The sequence below is a fragment of the Halomonas sp. A40-4 genome, from assembly GCF_015767635.1.
In the GTDB taxonomy this organism is placed as follows: domain Bacteria; phylum Pseudomonadota; class Gammaproteobacteria; order Pseudomonadales; family Halomonadaceae; genus Vreelandella; species Vreelandella janggokensis.
In genome coordinates, this window is the sequence record NZ_CP065230.1 from 2069570 (window position 1) to 2094398 (window position 24829).

Sequence of the window (24829 nt, forward strand, 5' to 3'; positions counted from 1 at the left end):
ACCATGAATGCCCAAAAGCGTCATGAAATTTTCGCCCGGCTGCAGGCAGAAAACCCTCACCCCACAACTGAGCTCAATTGGCATACGCCTTTCGAGTTGCTCGCCGCGGTGCTGCTCTCCGCCCAGGCCACCGATGTAGGCGTCAACAAGGCAACCGCCAGCCTGTTCCCTGTCGCTAACACGCCCCAGGACATTATCGACCTGGGTATCGATGGCCTGAAAACCCATATCAAGACCATCGGCTTGTACAACACCAAGGCCGAAAACCTGATGAAAACCTGCCATCAACTGGTCGAACAGCACAATGGGGAAGTGCCTCAAACCCGTCCTGCGCTTGAGGCCTTGCCCGGCGTGGGACGCAAGACGGCTAACGTCATTTTGAATACGGCCTTCGGCCAACCGACCATGGCGGTGGATACGCACATTTTCCGGGTTGCCAATCGAACGGGCATTGCCAAGGGTAAAAACGTCGTCGAGGTAGAGCAAAAACTGTTGCGCCACGTGCCCAAGGATTTTCTGCAGGATGCTCACCACTGGCTGATCCTGCACGGCCGTTATACGTGCGTTGCCCGCAAGCCGCGATGCGGCAGCTGCATCATTGAAGATCTATGCGACTATAAAGAAAAAACCGAGATTGCTTGATCACTCAAATGCATCTTCCTCCAGCAGGGACGAATAGGCCGCCTGCCATGCTGGCCACTCCCATTGAGCCGTATTCAATGGCTCCGGTTGGTCTGTCGGCGTTGTAAGCCAGCGGTACAACTGATCGTAAAGCCCACCTCGGGTGCCATCGTAACGATACGCCTTGGGGTAAAGTGCCGGGAAGCAAAGACGGTCTGGCACTAACGGTCGTGCGCCACGCTGGGCCGCCTCCATGATCGCCAACCCTTGAAACTCGTGCCACGTCGTTGACACCACGATACCGGCTTTATCCAACTCGGCCTGATAATGCCCTTCCGGCAGCGGCCCCCAGGCGGTGATATGTGACGCAAGTCGTTGCTCCGCCTCGGCAAAAATCGGCGGGACATGACGAAAGCGTTGCCCCACCACTGCAAGCTCGAAGGCCACACCCTGGCCGCTCAGTTCAAAAAGCACCTCGAAAAAGTCCTCAGGGTTCTTGTCGTACTCCCAGCGGTGGTTCCATAGAATTCGCCGGGGATGGCGCTGGCCGTGGTACCCGCCATCAAGGGGCATGATCGGGACAGGCAGTATTCTGGCGCGTTGTCGCAGCGCCTCAAGAGGTTTTACCGCCGGTACATTCTCGGGCATCCTTTTTAAAAAGGCGCGCGCGCCATCGACAAAGGAGTCGCGGTTATAGGCGGTATTAAAAATCACCGTATCGGCCGCCAGAGCGGAATACAGATTGACCATTCTGCCTTCCACCGAGGAGTGCTGCGCTTCCGACACAGGGTAGGCAAACTGGTTCTCATGAAAATAGATGATCTTGTGCGCCTGGCCCAGCGAAGGGAACAAGCCGATTAACGTCGCCAGGTCCACCATCGAGGTTACCAGCACCACATCATAGGACTGACTCAGCGTTCCCCGCTCTTTAAGCAGCCATGTTAATGGGTTACCACGGACACGCCAGCGAAAATGCCGCGCTGGCAAGCGCAGTTGCGTCCACTCGACAGTCTCGACGTGACGAATCACGCTGTCGGCCCAGTAGCGATGGCTCACGGCATCATAGGCGGATAGCAATAAAACCCGCTTCCGGCGATTCAAGGGAGCGTTCATTAGGGTCTCGTTGGGTAGCGTTAATACAATTGTGTAATACCCAGGCGTTGCTTGTCATCACAGCCGCAGGCTACCTATTGAAAATCCACAGCCATCGCTTTGTTACCAAGGTCGTCTTGGCGCAGCCAGCTCGCCTACCTACACTCAGGCTAATAACCGGGCAACTCGGTCCGCCCCAACACCTTTAATCCATGGAGAGCACAATGGCCAGAGTGCTTGTGGTCGATGACGAACCCAACATCTTAATCTCGCTTGAGTTTCTTATGCAGCAAGGAGGCTTCGAGGTCATGACGGCAGAAGACGGCGAGCAAGCACTTGTGCATGTGCAACAAAGCAAGCCGGATCTAATCTTGCTGGACATCAGCTTACCGGGTATCAGTGGGTTCGATGTACTGGAGCAGTTACGCCAAGCCCCCGACACTGCAACACTCCCCATCATTATGTTGACCGCCCATGGCCGCGAGGTGGAGCGGGAAAAAGGCATGGCACTGGGAGCTGATGATTACATTACCAAGCCTTTCTCTACCCAGGCACTGGTCGAAAAAGTCAACGCACTGCTGACAGGAAACAACCCATGACAAGAGGTGGGCTGCCCAAACGCCAGCGATTGATTGGCCTGTGGCTTCTGCTTAGCGGCATCAGCCTGCTGGGCGGGGCTGTCTTTGCTGCGTGGCTGGATGCCCAATTGGCGCCAAGTGGGGCGACGCGAGTCGCCTTGTGGCTGGGCAGTTTCTCTGGCGGCGCCACGATTTTCCTGGCGGGGTTGCTGCTTGAACGCATGCTGTTCACCCCCTTGCGCCACCTGCAGGTCCAATTGGCACGCCTGGTGGCCAACCCCGATGCACGCGATGAATACCCGCCCGAAGGCTGGCTAAAAGGCTTGGGGCCAGACCTTAAGCGGGTCCGCGAGAGCTGGCGTGAAGACCGCAGTCGCCTGGCCACGGCGCATACCGAAGGCGCGCGCAGCGCCGCCAAAATTCGCCAGGAGCTTGAAACCCTGTTGCAGGTGCTCGAAACACCTCTCCTGCTATGTGACCATCATCGTCGTGTGATGCTGTTCAATCAGGCAGCCGAAGACTTTTTCGCCGATAATACCGGCCTCGGCCTGGGCAAACGCCTGGAAGCGCTACTGCCGGTAGCGAGCTTGCAGCAGGCGATCAGCCAGCTACCCAACGATGGCGCCCCCCGTGAGCTGCTTTCTCCTTGTGACAACCGCTGGCTAAAGGTCATTTTACGCCGCGTCCCGGGTAGCGATGGCGAAACGCTGTTGACGTTCAGTGACGCGACCGCCTCCTGGTCGAACGAAATGGGGGTAAGAGCGGAGCTTGCTGACATGTTGACGCCCCTTCGCCAGCATACCGCGAGCCTGACCAGTGCCGCGGACGCGCTGATCCAGCTTCGTCATCAAGGCGACCTGGAAACCTCATCGCTACGCCAGCGTCTTGAACGCGTCATCCAGGAGGAAGGCGCCACACTTGGCGACAACGTTGCCCAAATCGGCCAGCTACTGGATGCCATGCAGCATCAGGGCGAACGCCTGACCCCCATGTGGTCAAACGACTTCTGGCAAGCCCTGGACGAACGCCTTGACCCCGAGCACCGCCTGATTACCCCCGTCGGCATGCCTGCCTGGTTCAAGGGCGACGCGCCGGCTCTGATTGCGCTGTTTGATTCGCTGGTCAAGCATCTCAATGCGCACCTGCCCGACAGCGGCTTTGAAGGCGAGATGTGCCTGGGTAATAAGCGTGTCTATCTAGACCTTATCTGGCAGGGCAAGGCGTTACCCGAGCATGAGCTGGCCGAGTGGCGGCAACAACCGCTGCCTTCTCTGCCGCTGAGCCCCATCGTTTCCGACGTACTGCGCCAGCATGCCAGCGATATCTGGAGCCTGACCGACGATGATGGCGTTCATGCCCGCCTGCGCCTTCCACTACCCGCCATGGACCGTGTAGGCGCCCCACGAGAAACCGCCCCGCCGCGCCCCGAATTCCATGACTTTGGGATTGCCGACCTGCCACCGCCGGATGAAGCTCTCGCCAGCCGCTCGCTGCGCAGCCTGGACGTGGTGGCATTTGATACCGAAACCACCGGGCTTGAACTGCGCCGAGGGGATACCGTGATCAGCCTTGGGGCCTGCCGCGTGGTTAACGCACGCCTGCTGGCAAGCGACGTCTTCGATCAAAAAGTGGATCCCAAGCGGCCTATTCCGCTGGCCAGTACCGCCATTCACGGCCTTACCGATGCCGATGTGGCCGGCGCGCCCCCCCTGGATATTGTGCTTAGCCGTTTTCGCGACTATGCCGGTGAAGCGGTACTGCTGGCCCATAATGCCGCTTTTGACTTACTCGCCATCAGTCATCAAGGGGTGACCTTTGATCTCCCCGTGATCGACACCCTCCTCATCTCGCGCGCACTGGACGAAGCGCTGGATGGACACGACCTGGATAGCCTCGCCGAGCGCTACGACCTGGCCTTCCCGCCCGGCACACGTCACACGGCGTTGGGTGATGCGCGCGTCACCGCCGAACTCTGGCTTGCCCTGCTACCACGCCTGGAAGCCCGAGGCATCAATACTCTGGAGCAACTACTTGCCCTCCAGGCCAATGCCTTCGACCGAGAGGATGCCAGCGCCTCATGACACCTTCAGGCCCTCAATCACGCAAAACAGAACGCCTGGTCGCTCTAGTTGCCATTGCCTTGGTGCTGTTTTGCCCGCCGCTGATCATTGTGGTTGACCGCCTTCCCTCACCCCACATTGGCTGGCTATCCCTGTATCTATTTAGCGCCTGGGCAATCATCATCGGCCTGGCGGCATGGCTGATGGAACACCGTGCAGGCCGCTGACCATGCGCACTGACCCTATTATTCTGGGCACCGCCTTTGGTTATCTGGCCCTGCTGTTCGTGGTCGCTGCCTGGGGAGATCGTCGCGCAGAACAGGGCCGGTCACTGATCGGCTCCCCCACGGTTTATGCGCTTTCCATCGCCGTTTACTGCACTGCCTGGACCTTCTACGGCAGCGTGGGGCGTGCCGCCGAGCATGGGCCCAGTTTTTTGCTCATTTATCTGGGGCCCACGCTTGCAATGCTGCTGTCGCCCTTTATCATCCGCAAAATGGTGCGCATCGCCGCTCGCCAGCGCATCACATCGATTGCCGACTTTATCAGTGCCCGCTACGGCAAAAGCAGCAGCCTCGGCGCCCTCGTCGCCTTGATGGCCCTGATCAGCATCACGCCCTACATCGCCTTGCAGTTAAAAGCGATCACCGTCAGCCATGCGGTGCTGATCAACTACCCCGCAGCGGCCGACACCACCCTTGTCGATGAACACTTCTGGATGGATAAGTCGCTCTGGGTCGCTCTGGTTCTGGCCGTTTTCATCATCCTGTTTGGTACCCGCCACCTGGATGCCAGCGAACGCCATGAGGGCATGGTGGCAGCCATTGCGCTGGAGTCGATCGTCAAGCTGGTGGCGTTCATGGCCGTCGGCGTGTTCGTCGTCTTTGTCATGTTTGAAGGGCCTGGCGCGCTGTTTGACCAGGTGGCCGCAACGCCCGGCCTGGCCGGCAGCATGCGCCTGGATAGTGTGCCTGGCGGCGCGACCGGCTGGGTAGGCATGCTGGTACTGGCTTTTCTGGCCTTTTTAACCCTACCGCGCCAGTTTCAGGTCCTGGTTGTCGAGAATGTCGATGAGCAGCATCTCACCCGGGCAAGCTGGCTGTTCCCGCTGTATATGCTGCTGATCAATCTGTTCGTGATTCCCATTGCGTTGGCGGGACTGCTCCTGGGCGTGAGCGCTGGCGACCCCGACAGCTTTGTGTTGACGCTGCCACTTTCCGCCGGGCTGGAAGGGCTGCCCTTGCTGGTATTTATAGGCGGTCTCTCGGCCGCCACCGGCATGGTCATCGTCGAGACGATTGCGCTTTCCACCATGGTCAGCAACCAGTTGGTCATGCCGCTGCTGTTGCGCTCGCGGCGGCTGCACCTGAGCACCAAGGGCGAGCTTGCTGGCTGGCTGCTCGGCATCCGCCGGGTGGCCATTGTGCTGATTCTTCTTCTCGGCTACCTCTACCATGCGCTGATTGGCGACTCCTATAGCCTGGTCACTATTGGATTGGTGTCCTTTGCCGGCGCGGCTCAGTTCGCCCCGGCGCTGCTCATCGGCCTTTATTGGCGTGGTGCCACTCGCCAGGGCGCCGCTGCAGGATTAATCGCGGGTTTCGTGGTCTGGTGTTATACGCTGCTGCTGCCAGGCTTTGCCCAGTCCGGCTGGTTGGATGCCGGATTGCTTACCGAGGGTCCCTGGGGAATCGCCTGGCTGATCCCCTATGGGTTATTCGGTCTCGAAGACTGGGATATTTATACCCATTCGCTACTCTGGAGCATGCTGGCCAACGTCGGGCTATTGGTGGGTGTTTCGTTATTTACCCGCCCCACACCACTTGAACAGACCCAGGCAGCACTGTTCACCGAAGCGATGCACCCCAACCTGCAAACCGCCCCACTCTGGCGAGGGCAAACGACGCAAGGGGCGCTTAGCGAGTTGCTCATTCGCTACCTAGGCAACCAGGCAACGCGGCGCGTCTTCCGTCAGAACCGCGCCGACAATGCCTTCGCAGCAGATGAGCCCGCCAACGCCGAGCTGATTACCCGCGCCGAGCAGGCCCTTGCCGGGTCGCTGGGCAGCGCCTCTGCCCGGGTTCTGATCAACTCGGTGGTACGCGGCGAAGCGCTGGATATCGAGTCGATTCTGAGCATTCTGGATACCACCTCGCAAACCCTTGAGTACAACCGCCGCCTGGAGCAAAAGTCCCAAGAGTTGGCGCAAATCGGCGAAGAATTACGCGCTGCAAATGAACGGCTGCGCGAGCTGGACCGATTGAAGGATGAGTTTGTCGCCATGGTCAGCCATGAACTGCGCACACCGCTCACCTCGATCCGCGCCTTTGCGGAGATTCTGCGTGATAACAGCGAGCTACCCGACGAAAAGCGCCAGCACTTTCTGGGCGTCATCGTTCATGAAAGCCAGCGACTATCCCGCCTGATAGAAGAGATTCTGGATCTTGCCAGATTGGAGAGCGGCCGCTTAACGCTTAACCCGGTGCCTCTTGACCTGGCTGCGCTGGCGCGGCGCAGTGTGGATACCATTGCACACCTGCATCAAGAACGCGGGATCAAGCTTGAGATGAGTCTTGAGGCCGACCCGGCCATGGTGATCGGCGATCAGGACCGCCTGGAACAGGTAATCATCAATCTGCTCGATAACGCGGGCAAGTTTGCTGATCGCCATCAGCCCATGGTGCGCCTGAGCCTATACCGTCACCGCCATCATTTCCGCTTAAGCGTGGAAGATAACGGCGCGGGAATTAGCGTTGATGAGCGCGAGCGGGTATTTGAAAAATTCCATCAGATACAGCAGGACGGCGATATCCCCCACGGCCGCCCCAAGGGAAGCGGGCTCGGGCTACCCATCAGCCGGGGCATTATTGCCCATCTGGGTGGACGCCTCTGGGTTGAAGATGCCAGAACTCTGGGCGGTGCATGCCTGACACTGGAGCTGCCGCCCGCCCCTGATCACCCTACGACGACAGAATCATCGGCATCGCCGTCATCGCCATAATCCCACCGCTTGCTAGGCCGCTCTCACCTGCTTTACAAACGCCTTGATCTGCTGGAGGTCGAACTTTAACAGCAGTTGCTCATCTTCGCGCAGACGGTGCACATCAATCCACCCGTCAGCAACATGGCCGCCCGCCTTGTTGTATCGCTGCTGATCCAGTAATCGCTGCTGTAAGCGCTCAAAGGCTGCCAGGAGCATGTCTGATTGCGACGCTGTCAGCACCTCTGCGGCATGGCTGAGCGCAACCAGCCGTTCCCGAGTGCCTATTTCATGGCGTTGGTGGCGAACACAAAGCAAGCGCACGGCACTGATCAGCGGCATTAACCCCTGCTGTTTCAGGTTGACAGCCTGCTCGTGGGGTGCCGCAAGACCGGGGCTTGAGGCGATCCGCCCGAAGCGATCCACCGCCACCGGCAGCTCGTCAAGCAATGCGGCCATCTCGTGCATGAACAGGGAGGCCTTGGGCAACGTCGCCGCGATGCTTTCAGCCAGTTGTTCTGCCAGCGCGGGATTGCCCGCAACCGGTGAAAAATCAAGCAGAATATTAGTCTGCTGTACCCGTTTTACCCGCCGGTCGGCACTCCAGATTGACAGCTGCGCGCGCCATTCGCTCAACCGCTTGCGCCACATCGGCCAGCGCGCCATCACGTGGCCTCGGCACAGTGGTATACCTGCCTCGTCCAGGCGATTGGTAAACCGCTCGCCTAATGCTTGAAAGTAGCCGTCGATCTCGACGTGTCGATGGTCGGGATAGTCGTCAATAATCAGTGCGTTATCCTGGTCGGGACCCAGTAAACTCTCGTAGCGCGCTGCAGAGCCTAACAGCAGGACGCAGTAGTCGACTGGCGGTTCCCCCCAGCCTTGTGCGCGCATTTCGTCAAGCGATAGCGAAATCGCCTGGCGGTAAAGCATGGCGTTATGGTCACTGATCACCTCACTAATGCGCCAGGCTGGCAGATCGTAGTGAACCAGTGATTCAGCCAGGGACAGCTGCCACGCATGCGCATCGGCTAACGAGGTAAGCGGCGAAGAAAGATGGGTTGAAAGGTGGCTCAACGGCGCGGTGAGCGCCGATAGCTTGAGCGTCCCGTCATCAGTAAACAGGGAGCGCCAGGGTGAGGCTTGGTGGACAACCCGCATACGCCTCTCCTTAACGTTACAGCCGCCTCTCCGTCACCGGCCACCTTCGTGGCGTGGGTCGGGCTTGAACATGTCGTCGCCCACTTCATCAATGTAGCGCTGGGCTTTGGTGATCATTATGGCGTCGCAGGCATCTCGGCTGGGCAACATGTCCGAACGCTCAAAGCGGTGCTCAAGATCCTCGCCCTCGCCCTGAGGACGGCTGATCAAACCGCTCACCCGATACTGGCCACTCTGGTTATCGGGCTGAGAGGTGATCATGTAGCCTTTATATTCGACGGGGTCGGCCGACTGGGTTTTACCCGTGGCGCCTTCCTGACCGCCACCCAACAAACCTGAGAGTAATTTTTTTAACATTTTGACTCCTCGCGTCCGGCAGGCGGCAAGCCACACTTGCCGCCCAACCAGCCCGTTAGCTCTGTTGACGACCTTTACCAGCCGCAATCCGCAGACGCAGCGCGTTCAGCTTGATAAAGCCTTCAGCGTCTTTTTGATCGTAAGCACCGGCGTCGTCTTCAAAGGTGGCAATCGACTCATCAAACAGCGACTGCTCTGACTGACGGCCCACCACGATGGCATTGCCCTTGTAGAGCTTCATGCGCACAACACCCGAAACATTGTGCTGGGTTTCATCGATCGCCGCCTGAAGCATGCGACGCTCAGGGCTCCACCAGTAGCCGTTGTAGATGACTTCAGCGTACTTCGGCATCAACTGGTCTTTGAGATGGGCTTCTTCGCGGTCCAGGGTCAACGACTCGATCGCCCGATGGGCACGCAGCATGATGCTGCCCCCCGGGGTTTCGTAGCAGCCACGCGATTTCATGCCCACGTAGCGGTTTTCTACGATATCCAGACGGCCGATGCCGTTATCGCCACCCAGCTTATTGAGCTTTTCAAGCACTTCATGGGGTTTGAGGGCTTCACCATCAATCGCCACGATATCGCCTTTCTCGAACGTGAGTTCCACGTAAGTCGGCTGATCAGGCGCCGCTTCCGGCGAGACACTCCAGCGCCACATGTCTTCTTCGGCTTCCGCCCACGGATCTTCCAGAATGCCGCCTTCGTAAGAAATATGCAGCAGGTTGGCATCCATGGAATAAGGCGATTTTTTCTTTTTACTGGAAAAGTCGACGGGAATGTTGTGCTCTTCGCAGTACGCCATCAACTTTTCACGCGAAGTGAGATCCCACTCACGCCACGGTGCGATCACCTTCACACCAGGCTTAAGCGCATAACCGCCGAGTTCGAAGCGTACCTGGTCGTTGCCCTTGCCGGTCGCGCCATGGGAGATCGCATCGGCACCGGTCTCGTTGGCAATATCGATCAGGCGTTTGGCGATCAACGGGCGGGCGATGGAGGTACCCAGCAGATATTCGCCTTCATAGATGGTGTTGGCGCGAAACATTGGGTAGACAAAATCACGCACAAACTCTTCGCGCAGGTCTTCAATGTAGATTTCTTTGACGCCCAACGCCTCTGCCTTGGCGCGCGCTGGCTCAACCTCTTCGCCTTGACCGATGTCGGCGGTAAATGTCACCACCTCGCAGTTGTAGGTTTCTTGCAACCACTTAACGATAACGGATGTGTCCAGGCCGCCTGAGTATGCCAGCACAACCTTTTTGACATCGGACATTCTTGACTCCTTTTCTGAACAATTGCGCGCCAGACTCGCTAATCGCGGAATGGCTTACGTTGAAAAACACCAGTCACCAAGTATAGCGTTCTCAGTGCTCAGCGAATACCGCCAACGACGCCTTAAAAGGAAACTGCTAGAATCATCCACGAAAAGCGCTAACCGATTACTCGCAGACTAAGGAGAGCTGCATGAGCGAGGCGATTGCCCGCGAATTAATGGCCCAACGTTTTCGCAGTTACCTGCCCGTTGTCGTTGATTTAGAGACCGGCGGCTTCAATGCACAAGGCGACGCCTTGCTGGAAATTGCTGCCGTTACCCTGACAATGGACCCAGAAGGCAACCTTTTACCCGATGCCACTCATGCCTACCATATTCAGCCGTTTGAGGGGGCTAACGTTGAGCAGTCCGCGCTGGATTTCACCGGCATCAATCTGGATGACCCCTTACGTCAGCAGGTCGCGCTGAGTGAAGAAGAAGCCTTGGGCGAAATTTTTCGTCCTATTCGCAAATCGATTAAAGCCCACGGCTGTTCGCGGGCTATCCTGGTCGGCCATAACGCGGCATTCGACCATGGTTTTTTAAATGCGGCTGCCAACCGCTGCGGTGTCAAGCGCAACCCCTTTCACCCTTTTTCCAGCTTCGATACAGCGACCCTGGCGGGATTGGTCTATGGCCAGACCGTTCTGGCGCGCGCCTGCCAGGCAGCGGGTATCGAATTTGATAACAAAGCGGCTCACTCGGCACGCTACGATACCGAACGCACAGCAGAGCTGTTCTGCGCCATGGTCAACCGCTACAAGGATTTAGGCGGCTGGCAGTTGGCCCAACGCGAACAGGCTCTGGATAGCGGCGACTAGCCGTATGCAGGCCTTAGCGCTTTACGCTAAACTTCGCCCACTTATTACGCTTTCCGACTTTCAGGAGATGAGACGTTTCCATGGCTCAGTATAATGCCTTCTACGCCCAATCAGGCGGTGTCACCGCTGTGATCAATGCCAGCGCTTGCGGCGTCATCGAAGCTTGCCGACAAGCCCCCGACCAGATTGGCAAGGTCTATGCCGGTCATAACGGCATTATTGGAGCCCTGACGGAAGACCTCATCGATGTCACCCAGGAAAGCGACGACGCCATCGCGGCCTTGCGCCACACCCCGGGGGGTGCGTTTGGCTCTTGCCGCTACAAGCTTAAGGATATCGATACCCACCGCGCCCAATACGAGCGCCTGATCGAGGTCTTCAAGGCCCACGATATCCGCTATTTCTTTTATAATGGCGGGGGTGACAGCGCCGACACCTGCCTAAAGGTCTCACAGCTTTCCGAAAAGCTTGGCTATCCGCTGACCGCGATTCATGTACCCAAAACCGTCGATAACGACCTGCCGGTTACCGACAACAGCCCAGGGTTTGGCAGTGTGGCGAAGTACATCGCCACCTCAACTCTTGAGACGTCGTTGGATATCGCCTCAATGTGCGCCACATCGACCAAGGTGTTTGTACTTGAAGTGATGGGTCGCCACGCTGGCTGGATCGCGGCGGCAGGCGGGTTAGCCGGTGAAGGTGCTGGTGAGCCCCCCCATCTGATTGTATTCCCGGAAATTCCTTTCAACCGCAAAGCGGTCATGGAAAGGGTCGAGCAAAGCGTCAAGCAGAATGGCTACTGCGTTATCGTGGTGTCGGAAGGGGCACGCTACGAAGACGGCACCTTCCTGGCCGATGCGGGCAACACCGACGCTTTTGGCCACCGCCAACTGGGCGGCGTTGCCCCTACGCTGGCAGGCATGATCAAGCAGGATCTGGGGTACAAATACCACTGGGCCGTTGCGGATTACCTGCAGCGCGCTGCCCGTCACCTGGCGTCTAAAACCGATGTAGAACAGGCCTACGCGGTAGGTCGCGAAGCGGTATCACTGGCACTGGCGGGCAAGAACGCCATGATGCCAGCGATTCGCCGTATTTCTCAGTCACCTTATCAGTGGGATGTTATCTCTGCCCCGCTCTCCCAGGTGGCGAACCAGGAAAAGTTCATGCCCCGCGACTTCATCAGCGAGGAAGGCTTCGACATTACCGACACGTGTCGCGACTATCTTTCACCGCTGATTCAGGGCGAAGATTTTCCACCGTTTGAAAACGGCCTGCCGAAAGTGGCCAAGCTGAAACTGGCCAAGGTAGAACGCAAGCTGCCTGTTTTCACGCTTTAACCGTTCGCTGATACCTGTAGGTTGATACACAAAAAGCCCGGGAGTCTCCACGACGCCCGGGCTTTTTGTCAGCTCAACGGCAAAGAGCGAGCACTAACGCAACAGCCAGGACAACACAAGCAGCAAGAGCAGAATACCGGCAACACCCTGCCAGAAATGGCGTGGCTCTTTGCGTTCTTTCTCGCCCGGTGTCCGTTTACCCAATGGCAGCCGCAAGGCATGCAGAAACTCGGATAACCGCCTGAAACGCAGTGATCGTTGAGGGTCCAATGCGCGCCGCAAGGCCTCATCAAGCTCCGGCGATATTTCCGGATTAGTGGTGCGTGCATTGCGGTAGCTCAGCCCTTCCAGGTCGGTATGACTGCGCAGCCGGTTAGGCGTCAGGCTGTAAGGCAGTTCGCCCGTCAACAACCAATATACGGTCGACGCCAGCGAGTATTGGTCGCTGCGCCGCCCGACGCTGTCCCCGAGGGCATACTCGGGGGCCGTGTGCTCATTGAAGCCCACTTGCCTTAACAGCTCGCCTGAATGGCGATGGCCGTCAACCTCGCGCATGTGGCAGGCACTGAAGTCGGCCAGGACGACCTTCCCGTGCGGGTCGATCAGAATATTATCGGGATTGACTTGCTGATGCAGGATGTCGCGATGGTGCAATGCCTGAACCGCTTTGCCCAACTGATTGGCGATATCCAGCCGCTGGGACAGGTTTGCCTGGGGATGGCGCTCGGCCCACTGACGCAGGGTCTCGCCCTCAACATGCTGCATCAGATAGTAAAGGTAACGCCGCGGCCGTGACGGCTCAACAACCTTGACCACGAACGGCGAGTTGACCCGCTCTACCACCCACTGCTGGAGCAGAAAGTGCTCTAGATAGGCATTACGCAGCGAAAGCTCCGGGCTGGGCGCCTTCATGACCATTTCCCGCTCTGAGTAGACATCGCGCACACGGTATATGCGTGACTGGGCCGTACGCGACAACACCGCCAGCACCTCCAGGCCATCCAGTCTCGCCCCGGGGGCCAGTTCCGGCGGTATCGGCAATTCGCCATATAACTGACCGGGATGGTCGCTGCTTTCTTCAGGCAGTTCATCGATGCGTACCAACTGGAAACAGAACTGGTCACCCCCATAGCCGCGATCCTGAGCGCGTTGTTTCGCTTCATTGGCAAGGCGTTCACAGGCCGCATCTAGATCGCTGGCATCCTGGCGGATCAGTCGCACGTAGTCGGAAGGCAGCAAGGTGCCCCCAACGGCCTGGGTCGTAAACAGGAAAAGGTCGCCCTGCTTCATGGGCAGATGGGAGTAGTCAATATCCAGACTGCCATCCATACCCAGCGCCCGTGATGGATAGCGATACCCCCCAAGGTCCGTGACGTGGTCACGGGTCAGTTGTTCAAACTCGGCCCCTCTCAGGCGAAACACCAGGGTGTCACCCATATGGAACAGGTGGGCATCGCGTTCACGGAAGATCAAGGCCGACAGCGATGATACGAAGCTGCCATTCTGCACATGCTGGCTTTGACCATAACACCAGCTGTTGAGCGCTCTTAGTACACGCGTCGCCGAGGTTTTTACATCCCAGTGATCAGGTGTTGAAAAATAATCGGCTAAAAACCCCCTTACGCTTAAATCGCCTGCCTGTTTGGCCAGGGTATTGCGCGCCAGCGAGTCGCTAATGACCGCGCAACTCCCTTTAGCCTTGAGCAAAGGCGGCTCGGGGAAGCGTACCGACATGGAGCTGCGGTGCAGGCGCCGATCCGGGGCAACAAATGCCTGACCGTAACTGATCAGCAATTGGGCATGGGCCAAGTCATCCTCCTGAGCATACAGCATTGGCAACTGACATCACTGTCTAGGACTTCCTATGATACACACTGGAGATACTGAACGATGCTCGCCAAACGTCGTGACCTTATCAAGCTTGCCGTGCAGTCCGATCGCAGGATGGCAAACGCTTTGTCGTCGCAACACCTATGTCGCATTGGTAATCTTGCGGCCATGTTCGTATAATCCGGTGTTATTCATACAGCAACTTCGATTGCCTAGCCATTGTACGACCAAGGAATTAACGATGAACTTCGACAACATCCCCGCTGGTAAGGATCTGCCCAACGACTTGTATGTGGCGATTGAAATTCCTGCCAATCATGCGCCGATCAAATACGAGATCGATAAGGACATGGGGGCCCTGCTGGTCGACCGCTTTATGGCCACCCCCATGTTCTACCCGGCCAACTACGGTTTTATTCCCCACACCTTGGCCGACGATGGCGACCCGCTGGACGCACTTGTCGTCACTCCACATCCGGTGCAGCCCGGCAGTATCATTCGTGCACGCCCCGTCGGCATCCTGAACATGACTGATGAAGCCGGGGAAGACGCCAAGCTGGTATGTGTCCCGCACCCCAAGCTTAGCTCGCTCTATGACGACGTTCAGGAAGTCACCGACCTGCCCGAATTGCTGCGTCAGCAAATTGCCCACTTCTTCGAGAATTATAAAGATCTGGAAAAAGGCAAATGGGTTAAAGTCGAGTCCTGGGAAGGTGTCGATGCGGCACGCAAAGCCATTGAAAAATCGGCAGCGGCCTACCAAAAAGCCTAAGCGTACGTGATGAACGGGGCCACCTTCGGGTGGCCCTGTTTCGTTGACGGTCAGCATTCTCCCTGAAGCCCGTTGCCAGCGCGCCACGTTGCGTTATGCTAGCTGCTGATATGACGTTATCGACCAAGGACACATTTTGCACACGATTCGACGTTTAGGTCTGTTGCTTCTGCTCGGCACGCTACCATTATTTGCCCAGGCGCAGTGGTTCTCTTCAAGCGATCAGAACGACGACTTTCTACCCGTCCTGGAAGCCTTTCAACCCACCGCCTGGCATGACGGCGACACGCTCTTCGTGGGCGTCGAAGTCGCTGACGGGTATTACCTCTACCGGCACCAGTTTGCCGTGGAAAGCCTGACGAACAATGTTCGCCTGGGTATGGCCGAACTGCCCGAGGGTACCTTCACCAATGATGAGTTCATGGGTGACGTCTATATTTTCCGCGACCAAGTGGTCATGGAAGCGCCGTTGGAAAGTGACTTTTCAGGTCCGTTGGATGTCGACTTCACCTTCCAGGGCTGCGCCGATGCCGGGCTTTGTTACCCGCCGGAAACCATCGCACTGAAGGCTACCGAGAGCCAACCGCCACGCGCATATGCCGACTGGGAGACCGGAGCGAACGCCGACGAAACGCCTCCCGCATCGCCTACGGACGCGTCGAATAACGCCACCGATGCGGCAACGGCTGCCGACTCGACGGTGGCATTGAACCACAGCGCTGCAACCCTTGGCGCGCCACAAAGCGAGGACAGCCGCTTCAGCCAACTGATGACCGATGCCAGCCTGCCGCTGGCGCTAGGGCTTTTCTTCCTGGCCGGCATCGGACTGACATTCACACCCTGCGTATTGCCGATGGTGCCCATCCTGTCTTCGATCATCATCGGTCAACAGCCCTCACGTCCCCGTGCGTTCATGCTGTCGGCCAGCTATGTACTGGGTATGGCCATTACCTACGCTGGCGCGGGTGTGCTGATGGGCCTCTTTGGGGCCGGTCTCAACCTCCAGGCACAGCTCCAGTCCGCGCCGGTACTGATCTCCTTTGCCATTCTGTTCAGCGTGTTTGGCATGGCAATGCTTGGCGCCTTTGATTTACGCCTTTCACCACGCCTGGCGCAACGCGTCGATGCCTGGCAGACACGAGCACAACGCAGCGGCCCGGCTGGCCTGGCACTGGCAGGTGCACTCTCGGTCCTGGTGGTGTCTCCCTGTGTAACGGCACCCTTGGCCGGGGCACTGGTGATCATTTCCACCACCGGTGATGCGCTGACGGGAGGTGCCATGCTATTTGCACTGGGCATGGGGATGGGCGTGCCGCTATTGCTGGTCGGCACCTTCGGCGCCACTCTGCTGCCACGTTCCGGCGCATGGCTTAACGGGGTCAAAATGGCTTTTGGGCTATTGCTGTTCGGGGTGGCAATCTGGATGGTAGAACGCCTGATAGCACCGTCAATTGCCCTGCTGCTCTGGGCGGGGCTTGCCATTGGCACCGCCCTCACACTGGGCGCCTTGCAAACCCATACGCCATCGGGCTGGGCTAAAGCGCGTCAAACGCTGGGCCTTATCCTGCTGACCTGGGGCATCGCCCTTACCCTTGGCGCTGCCTTGGGCTCGCATAATCCGCTGCGCCCGCTAAACATCCAGACGACCAACAAAAGCGACGCTCAAGCACCATTGGCTTTTAAGCATTTGGACAGCTTGCCAGCACTCAACAGCGCCATCGACACAGCTGAGACAAAGGGCAAACCCGTCTTCGTTCATTTTACGGCTGACTGGTGCATCTCATGTCGCCAGTTGGAGCGCAAGGTCTATACTGACCCCGATGTCATTGAGCAACTTTCAGGCTTTGAGCGCATTGCCGTCGATGTCACCGATACCAATGAGCAAAGTCGGCAACTATTGAACCGCTACCAGCTTTTTGGCCCACCCAGCCTGCTCTTTTTCCAGAATGGTCAGGAGGTCCGTGCAGCGCGCATACAGGGCGATATCAACGCCGCCGACTTTGCCCAGCACCTGCGCGAATTGGCGCGCTGGGAAGAGAGTCGCCAGGCAGGCAACGGTTAGATATTGGGGCGTCCTGTCGCGAACGCCGTCAAACGACCGTTTAAGAATAGCCTTATGTGCCAGGCATGTGATAACTGGACATCGATAACGTTTTTCGGCACACTTCGCCACCATATTGATTGAACTTCTGCTTTTATAAGCAGTAAAAAAGGGTAACGTTCGTCATCATGCGGCGTTCTCTACATTTTATAATTTGGTTTACTGCGCTATTGACGCGTGATGAACACACCACTCTCAACGATAGTGATGGGGCTAGGTAATGGATATCCGTAAAGTCAAAAAACTGATTGAACTGCTTGAAGAATCCAATATTAGCGAGATTGAAATCCAGGAAGGCGAAGAGTCGGTTCGCATCAGTCGTCATCCCAATGGGGGCACCTGGCACCCGCAGTCAATGCCCCAGTACGCTCAGCCTGCCCCTCAACAGCAACCTGCTGCGCCTGCGGCTAACGCCGCAACGCCTGAAGAAGAGCCCGCTCCAGGCAACAGCTATCGCGGCGAAGCCATCAACTCGCCAATGGTCGGTACCTTCTATCGCAGCCCCGCGCCTGGCGCCAAATCCTTTGTTGAAGTCGGCGATACGGTCAAGCAAGGCGATACGGTGTGTATCGTGGAAGCCATGAAGATGATGAACCAAATTGAAGCCGACCGTGACGGCGTGGTGGAAGCCATTCTGGTAGAAGACGGTGAGCCGGTGGAATTCGATCAGCCAATGATCGTCATCGCTTAATCCTTCATTTCAATACGGGTGGACTCTCCCATGCTCGACAAGGTACTTATCGCCAACCGCGGCGAGATTGCCCTACGTATCCTCCGGGCCTGTAAAGAGCTAGGCATCAAGACCGTGGCGGTTCATTCCAAGGCGGACCGCGAACTCATGCACGTACGCCTAGCCGACGAGGCGGTATGTATCGGTCCGGCCTCCTCTGCTCAGTCCTATCTTAATATTCCGGCATTGATCAGCGCAGCGGAAGTGACCGATTCCAGCGCCATTCATCCCGGCTATGGCTTTTTATCCGAAAACGCCAACTTTGCCGAACAGGTAGAACGCTCAGGCTTTACGTTTATCGGCCCCCGCGCTGAAACCATTCGCCTGATGGGCGATAAAGTCAGCGCCATCGAGTCAATGAAAGCGGCTGGCGTCCCCACGGTTCCAGGCTCGGACGGCCCACTTGGCGATGATGATGAAACCAATCTTGCGACCGCGCGGCGCATCGGCTATCCGGTTATCATCAAGGCAGCAGCCGGTGGTGGCGGGCGCGGCATGCGCGTCGTGCATACTGAGGGCCACCTGCTTTCCGCGATTACCGTCACCCGCACCGAGGCCCACTCCTCGTTTGGCGATGGCACCGTCTACATGGAGAAGTTTCTCGAAAACCCCCGTCATGTGGAAGTTCAGGTACTCGCCGACGGCCAGGGCAATGCCATTCACCTCTTTGACCGTGACTGCTCGTTGCAGCGTCGCCACCAGAAAGTCCTCGAGGAAGCGCCAGCTCCCGGCATCGACCCTGACGCGCGTGCCAAGGTGCTGGAAGCGTGTCGCCAGGCATGCGTGGAAATCAACTACCGGGGCGCGGGTACCTTCGAGTTCCTCTACGAAGACGGCAACTTCTTCTTTATCGAGATGAACACTCGCGTCCAGGTCGAACACCCTGTCACCGAGATGGTGACCGGCGTGGATATTGTCAAGGAACAGCTGCGCATTGCCTCGGGCATGCCGCTGACGATCCGCCAGGAAGACGTTGTATTGAACGGCCACGCGTTCGAATGCCGCATCAACGCGGAAGACGCGCGCACCTTCATGCCGTCACCCGGTAAGGTAACGCTTTACCACGCACCAGGTGGCCTTGGCGTGCGTATGGACTCGCACATGTATACCGGCTATACCGTCCCGCCCCATTACGACTCGCTGATCGGCAAGCTGATCACCTGGGGAGAGGACCGGGAAATTGCCCTCACCCGCATGCGCAACGCACTGGATGAGCTATTGGTTGAAGGCATCAAAACCAACATTGATCTGCAAAAAGACCTGGTGCGCGATAGCTACTTCCGCCAGGGTGGCGTCAATATTCACTATCTAGAAAAGAAACTCAGCAGCTAACACACGCTGAGATCGATCATCACGGGATGACCATCGTCATCCCGCTTTTTTTGCTGCTGCGGAGACCCGGAATGCCCTGGCTTCAACTCAAAGCGCACGTCCCGCCCGAGCAGGCAGAACTGCTGGAAGAATTACTCCTTGAAGAAGGCGCGACGGCAATTGGGCTTCAAGACGCCCAGGATGACCCGGTATTCGAACCCGAACGCGGCACAACGCCTCTATGGCAGGACACTGTCGTCACCGGGCTATACGATGACCTCGAGGGCATTGACGCCATGCTTGCGCGCATCGAAGCCGCCTGGTCGGAACAGGTACCGGACGAACCCTGCCCGGCCATTGACTATGAGCTACTCGCAGACCGCGATTGGGAACGCGAGTGGATGGAAGACTTTACGCCACTGCGTATGGGAGAAAGGCTCTGGATTGTGCCAAGCTGGCACGAACCACCCGAGTCCGATGCCGTCAACCTGGTCCTTGACCCGGGCCTGGCGTTTGGTACGGGTACCCACCCGACCACGGCGTTGTGCCTTGAATGGCTTGATAGCCTGGCAGTCAAGGGGCAACTCGCTGACCAGTCTGTGCTGGACATTGGCTGTGGTTCGGGCATTTTGGCCATTGCCGCATTAAAGCTCGGCGCGGCCCATGCCGATGGTACCGATATTGACCCCCAGGCACTGCAGGCCAGTCGTGACAACGCCGAGCGTAATCATATCGACGAAACAGCACTGGCACTCTGCTTTCCTGAGCAACTCGTCAAAAGCCGCTACCCGATTGTCACCGCCAATATTTTGGCGGGTCCGCTGATCGAAATGGCATCAACGGTTGCTGGCCACGTTGCCCCTGGCGGTCACATTGCCCTTTCGGGCATTTTGGCCAACCAGGCCGATGATGTCATGCAGGCCTATCAGCAACAGGGGCTCAGCATGGATGCGCCTGTCATGCGGGAAGGCTGGGTACGCCTTACCGGACATCGCCTCATTTAATCTGTCGCTGACACTCAGGCCGCCTTCACCCCGCCGTCGAGTAAGCGTATCATACGCGTCCTCGGGCGGCCTGACGGTCGTTAACCGCAACATCAAAGCGCCAACTGCCATGACCCTAGCAACACCACCACTCAAGATCGGCCCACACGCCCTGCCGAACCGGGTCATATTAGCGCCCATGGCGGGGGTGACCGATCGTCCTTTCCGCCAGCTGTGTCGTCGGCTCGGGGCAGGCTGGGTAGTTGGCGAGATGGTCACTGCCGATCCCAATCTATGGCATACACGCAAATCAAAATTGCGCATGGATCATCGTGGCGAACCCGCCCCCAGGGTTGTGCAAATTGCCGGGGGCGACGCCGAGATGCTCGCCCAGGCAGCCCGGCTCAATGCCGATCTTGGCGCACAGGTAATCGACATCAACATGGGCTGTCCGGCCAAAAAAGTCTGCAATAAGGCAGCAGGCTCAGCGTTGCTTCGCGACGAAAGACTGGTTGGCGAGATTCTTGACGCCGTCGTCAACGCCGTCGATATTCCTGTCACCCTTAAAATTCGCACTGGATGGTGTGCTGACTCCAATAACGGCGTCCGTATTGCGCGTCTTGCAGAGCAAGCAGGCATTCAATCGTTGGCAGTTCATGGCCGACATCGCGAGCAGCGCTATACTGGATGGGCAGAGTACGACACCATTGCCGATATCAAGTCACGACTGGGCATTCCGGTGATTGCCAACGGGGACATCACCACCCCGGAAAAAGCGGTAGAGGTGCTGCACTACACGCAAGCAGACGCCGTTATGGTCGGACGGGCCGCCCAGGGAAATCCCTGGATTTTTGATCAGATTCAGCACTTTCTGGAACATGGTGAGCACCGCGCTCAACCCAGCCTGGAAGAGCGCCGTGGCGTGCTCATTGATCATTTAAACGCCCTTCATGGCTTTTATGGCGACACCATGGGCGTGCGCATTGCGCGTAAGCACCTTGGCTGGTACCTGGGCGAAGATGCCCGTTTCACTCCAGCTCAGCGGCGTGATTTAAAGCAACAATTCAACGGATTGGCCACTACCGAAACACAAGTCAACTGGATCAATGACGCCATGGCACCCGATGCCATCAAGCGTCTGCTAGCCAAAGGAAGCTATGCAGCATGACCGAACGCGATCTTGACCTTGTTTCCAGCGACAGCGCGTCAGACAGCCATACGCGCCTCAACGGCACACTGGCAGACTCCGAGGCCAATATGCCGCCGCAGCCTCTTCGAGAGGCCGTGGAAGCTGCGATGCGTCGCTACTTCGAGCATCTCGATGGCAGTCAGGCGAGCGACCTGTATGCCATGGTGATGGCCGAAGTAGAGGCGCCTTTGCTCGCCTGCGTGCTTGAGCACACCGAGGGGAATCAGACCCGTGCGGCGGATGTACTGGGCCTCAACCGTGGCACGCTGCGCAAGAAACTCAAGCTTTATGGACTTATTGAAGGCGACGCCCCAACACCCTGAGGGCGTCATTGACTTTTCATTCTCTACTCTGCACACGAGCACCCTCATGGCTGATAGCACTGCGACCCCTGTACGCCGCGCCCTTTTGAGCGTTTCTGATAAAACCGGCATCGTTGAATTTGCCCGCGGCTTGTCCGAGCATGGCGTGGAGCTTCTGTCCACGGGCGGCACATTCCGCCTGCTACAGGAACACCAGATTCCGGTTAAGGAAGTTAGCGAACACACCGGCTTCCCCGAGATCATGGATGGCCGCGTCAAGACACTGCACCCCAAAATCCATGGCGGCATTCTCGCCCGCCGCGGCCAGGATGACGCGGTCATGGCGGAGAACGACATTACCCCGATTGATATGGTCGTGGTAAACCTCTACCCCTTTGCTGCCACCGTCGCCAAGCCGGACTGCACGCGGCAGGACGCCATCGAAAATATCGATATCGGTGGCCCGACCATGGTCCGCGCCTGCGCCAAGAACCACGCGTACACGACGATTGTCGTCAACGCCGACGACTATCCCCGGGTGCTGGGTGAGCTCGCCGCTCAGGAGGGGTATGTCAGCGAAGCCACCCGCTTCGACCTCGCGGTAAAAGCCTTTGAACACACCGCAGGCTACGACGCTGCCATTGCCAACTACCTGGGACGCCAGGTCGAGGCAACAGACGCCGATTTCCCAAGGACGCTAAATCTGCAACTGCACAAGAAACAGGCCATGCGCTACGGTGAAAACCCGCACCAGCAGGCTGCTTTTTACGTGGAGGAAGGAGCCAACGAACCCGGCGTGGCGACGGCAACAATGCTGCAGGGTAAGCCGCTGTCGTACAACAATGTCGCCGATACCGATGCTGCCTTTGAGTGTGTCAAAGAATTCGATGACACCGCCTGCGTTATCGTCAAACACGCTAACCCCTGCGGCGTTGCGATTGGCGCCACCGCCCTTGAAGCCTACGACAAAGCCTTTGCGACCGACCCTACCAGTGCATTTGGCGGCATTATCGCTTTCAATGTGGCGCTCGATGCCGACACGGCCCGGGCAATCGTCGATCGCCAATTTGTAGAGGTGATTATCGCCCCCGGCGTCAGCGCCGACGCCGCTTCCATTGTGGCAGCGAAGAAGAATGTCCGGCTACTGGATGTCAGCGCACATTGGCCCAGCGAAACCAAGCCCGCCTTCGACTTCAAGCGGGTTAACGGTGGCCTGCTGGTTCAAGAGCGTGACGACGGCATGGTAACGCGTGATGCCCTGACGGTGGTCAGTGAGCGCGCTCCGTCCGAGCAGGAACTGCGTGATCTCTCGTTTGCCTGGAGGGTCGCCAAGTTCGTTAAATCCAATGCCATCGTGTACGCCCACAGTGGCCAGACAATAGGCGTTGGCGCGGGACAGATGAGCCGTGTCTATTCCGCCAAGATTGCGGGCATCAAGGCGGCCGACGAGGGTCTCTCAGTGCCGGGTTCCGTAATGGCGTCGGACGCTTTCTTCCCGTTTCGTGACGGCATTGATGCCGCTGCGGCGGCAGGTATCACCGCCGTCATTCAGCCGGGCGGCTCAATGCGCGATCAGGAAGTGATCGATGCAGCCAATGAAGCCGGCATTGCCATGGTGTTTACCGGCATGCGTCATTTCCGCCACTAAGCCAGACTAGGGTCCCCGACAGCAAACAACCCTCATTGACGTGTTCAGTGAGGGTTGTTTCAGCTCAGGAAAAATGAAAAGCGGGGTTTAACTGAGATCAATACACAGATACTTGGTTTCCAGATATTCCTCCAAGCCCTGGTGCCCCCCTTCGCGTCCCAGGCCGGATGCTTTCACACCGCCGAACGGCGCCGCTGCATTGGAAATCAGGCCGGTATTAATGCCTACCATGCCATATTCAAGCGCTTCAGCTACCCGCCAGACCCGCGACAAATCACGAGAATAGAAGTAAGACGCCAGCCCATATTGAGTGTCGTTAGCCATTTCAATGGCCGTCTCTTCGTCATCGAAGGGAAAGACAGCCGCCAGCGGGCCAAAGGTCTCTTCATGGGCGACTTTCATTTCATTCGTGGCAAAGCTGATCAAGGTTGGGCTGAAGAAGTTACCTCCCAAGGGGTGCGGATACCCGCCCAGTAACAGCTCTGCCCCATGGTCGACAGCGTCCTGGACGTGCTCACTGACTTTCTGAACGCCATTCTGGTCAATCAACGGCCCGATGTTGATATTTTCCTGAGTGCCATCGCCCACATTCAGCTCGCTGTTCATCGCCACGGCGAGCTTTTCGCAAAACGCATTGATGACGCTGGACTGGACCAAAAAACGGTTGGTGCAGACGCATGTTTGCCCTGCGTTACGAAACTTGGCAGCCATGGCGCCGTCAACCGCCGCATCCAGATCGGCATCTTCAAAGACGATAAAGGGAGCGTTGCCGCCCAACTCAAGCGATATTTTCTGCACATGCTCGGAAGCCTGCGCCATCAGCTTGCGGCCAACTTCGGTCGAACCGGTAAAGGTAATCTTGCGCACTTTAGGTGACTGGGTCAGCGCTTCGGCGATGTCAGCAGCGCTCCCCGGCACAACGTTGAAAACGCCGCGGGGAATACCGGCACGCTCCGCCAGCATGGCCAGGGCCGTGGCCGAAAACGGCGTCTGGCTCGCTGGCTTGACCACAATGGTACAGCCAGCCGCCAGAGCAGCACCCGCCTTACGGGTAATCATCGCCGCCGGGAAATTCCAGGGGGTGATGGCACCGACAACGCCAACAGGCTGTTTGGTCACCACAATACGCTGGTTGGCCTTGGCGGCAGGAATGGTTTCACCGTAGACGCGCCGAGCTTCTTCAGCGAACCAGCGAAGAAAGCTCGCCGCATAGGCAATTTCACCCGCCGCCTCTTTCAGTGGCTTGCCTTGCTCGTGGGTCATCAGCATGGCGAGATCGTGCTGATGTTCCAGCATCAGGTCATGCCACTTCAATAACAAATCCGCCCGCTCCTGGGCAGTCAGCGAGCGCCACGCGGGAAGTGCTGCATCAGCCGCTTCAATGGCCCGTTCGGTTTCCGCTTTACCCAGCCTTGGCATATCGCCCACTATCTCACCGGTGGCCGGGTTAAGCACGTTGATCTGGTCACCGCTGTCGGCCGCTACCCAACTTCCATCGATATAGGCAAACGGACAGTACAGCTGTGTCTCTTTAAGCGCTTCCATGACAGACTCCTGCCCCGGATAAGGGACTCATCAGCAAAATAACGTATTCATGCTATGACGAAACAGGGTAACAGACCAACCGTAATACAGTAT

At 57.8% G+C, this 24829-nt stretch carries 21 protein-coding genes; 15 read left to right on the forward strand and 6 right to left on the reverse strand.

From position 1 onward, the window contains the following. Nucleotides 1-3: 3 nt before the first annotated feature. Entirely contained in the window at nucleotides 4-642 is a 639-nt protein-coding gene (gene nth, locus IT895_RS09700; protein ID WP_085919547.1) for an endonuclease III, read from the forward strand. Here the strand turns inward: nth and IT895_RS09705 are convergent, their stop codons facing one another. Then, on the reverse strand, nucleotides 643-1734 hold the full coding sequence (locus IT895_RS09705) for a tRNA-queuosine alpha-mannosyltransferase domain-containing protein (RefSeq protein ID WP_199285368.1): 1092 nt from the start codon (nucleotides 1732-1734) through the stop codon (nucleotides 643-645). Nucleotides 1735-1937: 203 nt separating this feature from the next. Here IT895_RS09705 and IT895_RS09710 point away from each other — a divergent pair, with 203 nt between their 5' ends. Genes IT895_RS09710 through IT895_RS09725 form a run of 4 tightly spaced genes read left to right on the forward strand, consistent with a single transcriptional unit; the run spans nucleotide 1938 to nucleotide 7352 of the window. After that, the gene (locus IT895_RS09710; RefSeq protein WP_085919545.1) at nucleotides 1938-2312 is read left to right on the forward strand and encodes a response regulator transcription factor; all 375 of its coding nucleotides are present in this window, start codon (nucleotides 1938-1940) and stop codon (nucleotides 2310-2312) included. Further along, on the forward strand, nucleotides 2309-4372 hold the full coding sequence (locus IT895_RS09715) for a 3'-5' exonuclease (protein ID WP_199285369.1): 2064 nt from the start codon (nucleotides 2309-2311) through the stop codon (nucleotides 4370-4372). The genes IT895_RS09710 and IT895_RS09715 overlap by 4 nt, the downstream gene beginning before the upstream one ends. Beyond that, the gene (locus tag IT895_RS09720) at nucleotides 4369-4578 is read left to right on the forward strand and encodes a hypothetical protein (RefSeq protein ID WP_085919543.1); all 210 of its coding nucleotides are present in this window, start codon (nucleotides 4369-4371) and stop codon (nucleotides 4576-4578) included. The genes IT895_RS09715 and IT895_RS09720 overlap by 4 nt, the downstream gene beginning before the upstream one ends. A 2-nt stretch (nucleotides 4579-4580) precedes the next feature. Further along, a complete protein-coding gene (locus IT895_RS09725; RefSeq protein WP_199285370.1) occupies nucleotides 4581-7352 on the forward strand; it encodes a sensor histidine kinase in 2772 nt (923 codons plus the stop codon). Between the two features lie 12 nt (nucleotides 7353-7364). On the opposite strand, the gene IT895_RS09730 is transcribed toward IT895_RS09725, so the two are convergent. From IT895_RS09730 to IT895_RS09740, 3 genes are read right to left on the reverse strand one after another with little or no spacing between them, the layout of a single operon-like run. Beyond that, nucleotides 7365-8492, reverse strand: coding sequence for a DUF294 nucleotidyltransferase-like domain-containing protein (locus IT895_RS09730; RefSeq protein ID WP_199283349.1), 1128 nt, complete (start codon nucleotides 8490-8492; stop codon nucleotides 7365-7367). A 33-nt stretch (nucleotides 8493-8525) separates the two neighbouring features. After that, a complete protein-coding gene (locus tag IT895_RS09735; protein WP_199283350.1) occupies nucleotides 8526-8849 on the reverse strand; it encodes an HlyU family transcriptional regulator in 324 nt (107 codons plus the stop codon). Nucleotides 8850-8904: 55 nt separating this feature from the next. Then, nucleotides 8905-10125: an argininosuccinate synthase gene (locus IT895_RS09740; protein WP_199283351.1), complete on the reverse strand. Its 1221-nt coding sequence runs from the start codon at nucleotides 10123-10125 to the stop codon at nucleotides 8905-8907. A gap of 191 nt (nucleotides 10126-10316) precedes the next feature. Here IT895_RS09740 and rnt point away from each other — a divergent pair, with 191 nt between their 5' ends. Both rnt and IT895_RS09750 read left to right on the forward strand, forming a co-directional pair. Next, nucleotides 10317-10985, forward strand: a complete 669-nt coding sequence (rnt, locus tag IT895_RS09745) for a ribonuclease T (protein ID WP_066320406.1) — start codon at nucleotides 10317-10319, stop codon at nucleotides 10983-10985. 80 nt (nucleotides 10986-11065) lie between these two features. Continuing rightward, the gene (locus tag IT895_RS09750) at nucleotides 11066-12325 is read left to right on the forward strand and encodes a 6-phosphofructokinase (RefSeq protein WP_199283352.1); all 1260 of its coding nucleotides are present in this window, start codon (nucleotides 11066-11068) and stop codon (nucleotides 12323-12325) included. 93 nt (nucleotides 12326-12418) lie between these two features. Here the strand turns inward: IT895_RS09750 and IT895_RS09755 are convergent, their stop codons facing one another. Further along, nucleotides 12419-14134: a bifunctional protein-serine/threonine kinase/phosphatase gene (locus tag IT895_RS09755; protein WP_085919637.1), complete on the reverse strand. Its 1716-nt coding sequence runs from the start codon at nucleotides 14132-14134 to the stop codon at nucleotides 12419-12421. 262 nt (nucleotides 14135-14396) lie between these two features. On the opposite strand from IT895_RS09755, the gene ppa reads away from it, so the two are divergent. The 8 genes from ppa to purH all read left to right on the forward strand — a co-directional run bounded on the left by ppa (nucleotide 14397) and on the right by purH (nucleotide 23191). Further along, nucleotides 14397-14927 (forward strand): inorganic diphosphatase, encoded by a 531-nt coding sequence (ppa, locus tag IT895_RS09760; RefSeq protein WP_085919537.1) that lies wholly within the window; start codon nucleotides 14397-14399, stop codon nucleotides 14925-14927. A gap of 136 nt (nucleotides 14928-15063) precedes the next feature. Continuing rightward, nucleotides 15064-16989: a protein-disulfide reductase DsbD gene (gene dsbD, locus IT895_RS09765; RefSeq protein ID WP_199283353.1), complete on the forward strand. Its 1926-nt coding sequence runs from the start codon at nucleotides 15064-15066 to the stop codon at nucleotides 16987-16989. Between the two features lie 259 nt (nucleotides 16990-17248). Beyond that, on the forward strand, nucleotides 17249-17719 hold the full coding sequence (gene accB / locus IT895_RS09770) for an acetyl-CoA carboxylase biotin carboxyl carrier protein (RefSeq protein WP_199283354.1): 471 nt from the start codon (nucleotides 17249-17251) through the stop codon (nucleotides 17717-17719). A 30-nt stretch (nucleotides 17720-17749) separates the two neighbouring features. Further along, nucleotides 17750-19090 carry an acetyl-CoA carboxylase biotin carboxylase subunit gene (gene accC, locus IT895_RS09775; protein WP_085919534.1) on the forward strand — a complete coding sequence of 447 codons (1341 nt, stop codon included), beginning with the start codon at nucleotides 17750-17752 and terminating at the stop codon, nucleotides 19088-19090. A gap of 71 nt (nucleotides 19091-19161) precedes the next feature. After that, nucleotides 19162-20073 (forward strand): 50S ribosomal protein L11 methyltransferase, encoded by a 912-nt coding sequence (gene prmA / locus IT895_RS09780; protein WP_085919533.1) that lies wholly within the window; start codon nucleotides 19162-19164, stop codon nucleotides 20071-20073. A 109-nt stretch (nucleotides 20074-20182) separates the two neighbouring features. Next, nucleotides 20183-21220 carry a tRNA dihydrouridine synthase DusB gene (gene dusB, locus IT895_RS09785; RefSeq protein WP_085919532.1) on the forward strand — a complete coding sequence of 346 codons (1038 nt, stop codon included), beginning with the start codon at nucleotides 20183-20185 and terminating at the stop codon, nucleotides 21218-21220. Next, the gene (gene fis / locus IT895_RS09790) at nucleotides 21217-21564 is read left to right on the forward strand and encodes a DNA-binding transcriptional regulator Fis (protein WP_085919531.1); all 348 of its coding nucleotides are present in this window, start codon (nucleotides 21217-21219) and stop codon (nucleotides 21562-21564) included. The genes dusB and fis overlap by 4 nt, the downstream gene beginning before the upstream one ends. A 46-nt stretch (nucleotides 21565-21610) precedes the next feature. Further along, complete coding sequence (gene purH / locus IT895_RS09795) at nucleotides 21611-23191, forward strand: bifunctional phosphoribosylaminoimidazolecarboxamide formyltransferase/IMP cyclohydrolase (protein ID WP_085919530.1); 1581 nt, start codon at nucleotides 21611-21613, stop codon at nucleotides 23189-23191. Nucleotides 23192-23278: 87 nt separating this feature from the next. Here the strand turns inward: purH and IT895_RS09800 are convergent, their stop codons facing one another. Continuing rightward, a complete protein-coding gene (locus IT895_RS09800; RefSeq protein WP_085919529.1) occupies nucleotides 23279-24736 on the reverse strand; it encodes an NAD-dependent succinate-semialdehyde dehydrogenase in 1458 nt (485 codons plus the stop codon). Between the last annotated feature and the right edge of the window lie 93 nt (nucleotides 24737-24829).

What these genes read in the sequence shown, in the direction of transcription:
- IT895_RS09715 (WP_199285369.1), top strand. Translation starts at nt 2,309, where the DNA reads ATGACAAGAGGTGGGCTGCCCAAACGCCAGCGATTGATTGGCCTGTGG.
- IT895_RS09705 (WP_199285368.1), bottom strand. Translation starts at nt 1,734, where the DNA reads ATGAACGCTCCCTTGAATCGCCGGAAGCGGGTTTTATTGCTATCCGCC.
- prmA (WP_085919533.1), top strand. Translation starts at nt 19,162, where the DNA reads ATGCCCTGGCTTCAACTCAAAGCGCACGTCCCGCCCGAGCAGGCAGAA.
- nth (WP_085919547.1), top strand. Translation starts at nt 4, where the DNA reads ATGAATGCCCAAAAGCGTCATGAAATTTTCGCCCGGCTGCAGGCAGAA.
- fis (WP_085919531.1), top strand. Translation starts at nt 21,217, where the DNA reads ATGACCGAACGCGATCTTGACCTTGTTTCCAGCGACAGCGCGTCAGAC.
- ppa (WP_085919537.1), top strand. Translation starts at nt 14,397, where the DNA reads ATGAACTTCGACAACATCCCCGCTGGTAAGGATCTGCCCAACGACTTG.
- accC (WP_085919534.1), top strand. Translation starts at nt 17,750, where the DNA reads ATGCTCGACAAGGTACTTATCGCCAACCGCGGCGAGATTGCCCTACGT.
- IT895_RS09740 (WP_199283351.1), bottom strand. Translation starts at nt 10,125, where the DNA reads ATGTCCGATGTCAAAAAGGTTGTGCTGGCATACTCAGGCGGCCTGGAC.
- dusB (WP_085919532.1), top strand. Translation starts at nt 20,183, where the DNA reads ATGACCCTAGCAACACCACCACTCAAGATCGGCCCACACGCCCTGCCG.
- rnt (WP_066320406.1), top strand. Translation starts at nt 10,317, where the DNA reads ATGAGCGAGGCGATTGCCCGCGAATTAATGGCCCAACGTTTTCGCAGT.
- IT895_RS09720 (WP_085919543.1), top strand. Translation starts at nt 4,369, where the DNA reads ATGACACCTTCAGGCCCTCAATCACGCAAAACAGAACGCCTGGTCGCT.
- IT895_RS09750 (WP_199283352.1), top strand. Translation starts at nt 11,066, where the DNA reads ATGGCTCAGTATAATGCCTTCTACGCCCAATCAGGCGGTGTCACCGCT.
- IT895_RS09725 (WP_199285370.1), top strand. Translation starts at nt 4,581, where the DNA reads ATGCGCACTGACCCTATTATTCTGGGCACCGCCTTTGGTTATCTGGCC.
- accB (WP_199283354.1), top strand. Translation starts at nt 17,249, where the DNA reads ATGGATATCCGTAAAGTCAAAAAACTGATTGAACTGCTTGAAGAATCC.
- IT895_RS09730 (WP_199283349.1), bottom strand. Translation starts at nt 8,492, where the DNA reads ATGCGGGTTGTCCACCAAGCCTCACCCTGGCGCTCCCTGTTTACTGAT.
- IT895_RS09800 (WP_085919529.1), bottom strand. Translation starts at nt 24,736, where the DNA reads ATGGAAGCGCTTAAAGAGACACAGCTGTACTGTCCGTTTGCCTATATC.
- purH (WP_085919530.1), top strand. Translation starts at nt 21,611, where the DNA reads ATGGCTGATAGCACTGCGACCCCTGTACGCCGCGCCCTTTTGAGCGTT.
- IT895_RS09710 (WP_085919545.1), top strand. Translation starts at nt 1,938, where the DNA reads ATGGCCAGAGTGCTTGTGGTCGATGACGAACCCAACATCTTAATCTCG.
- IT895_RS09735 (WP_199283350.1), bottom strand. Translation starts at nt 8,849, where the DNA reads ATGTTAAAAAAATTACTCTCAGGTTTGTTGGGTGGCGGTCAGGAAGGC.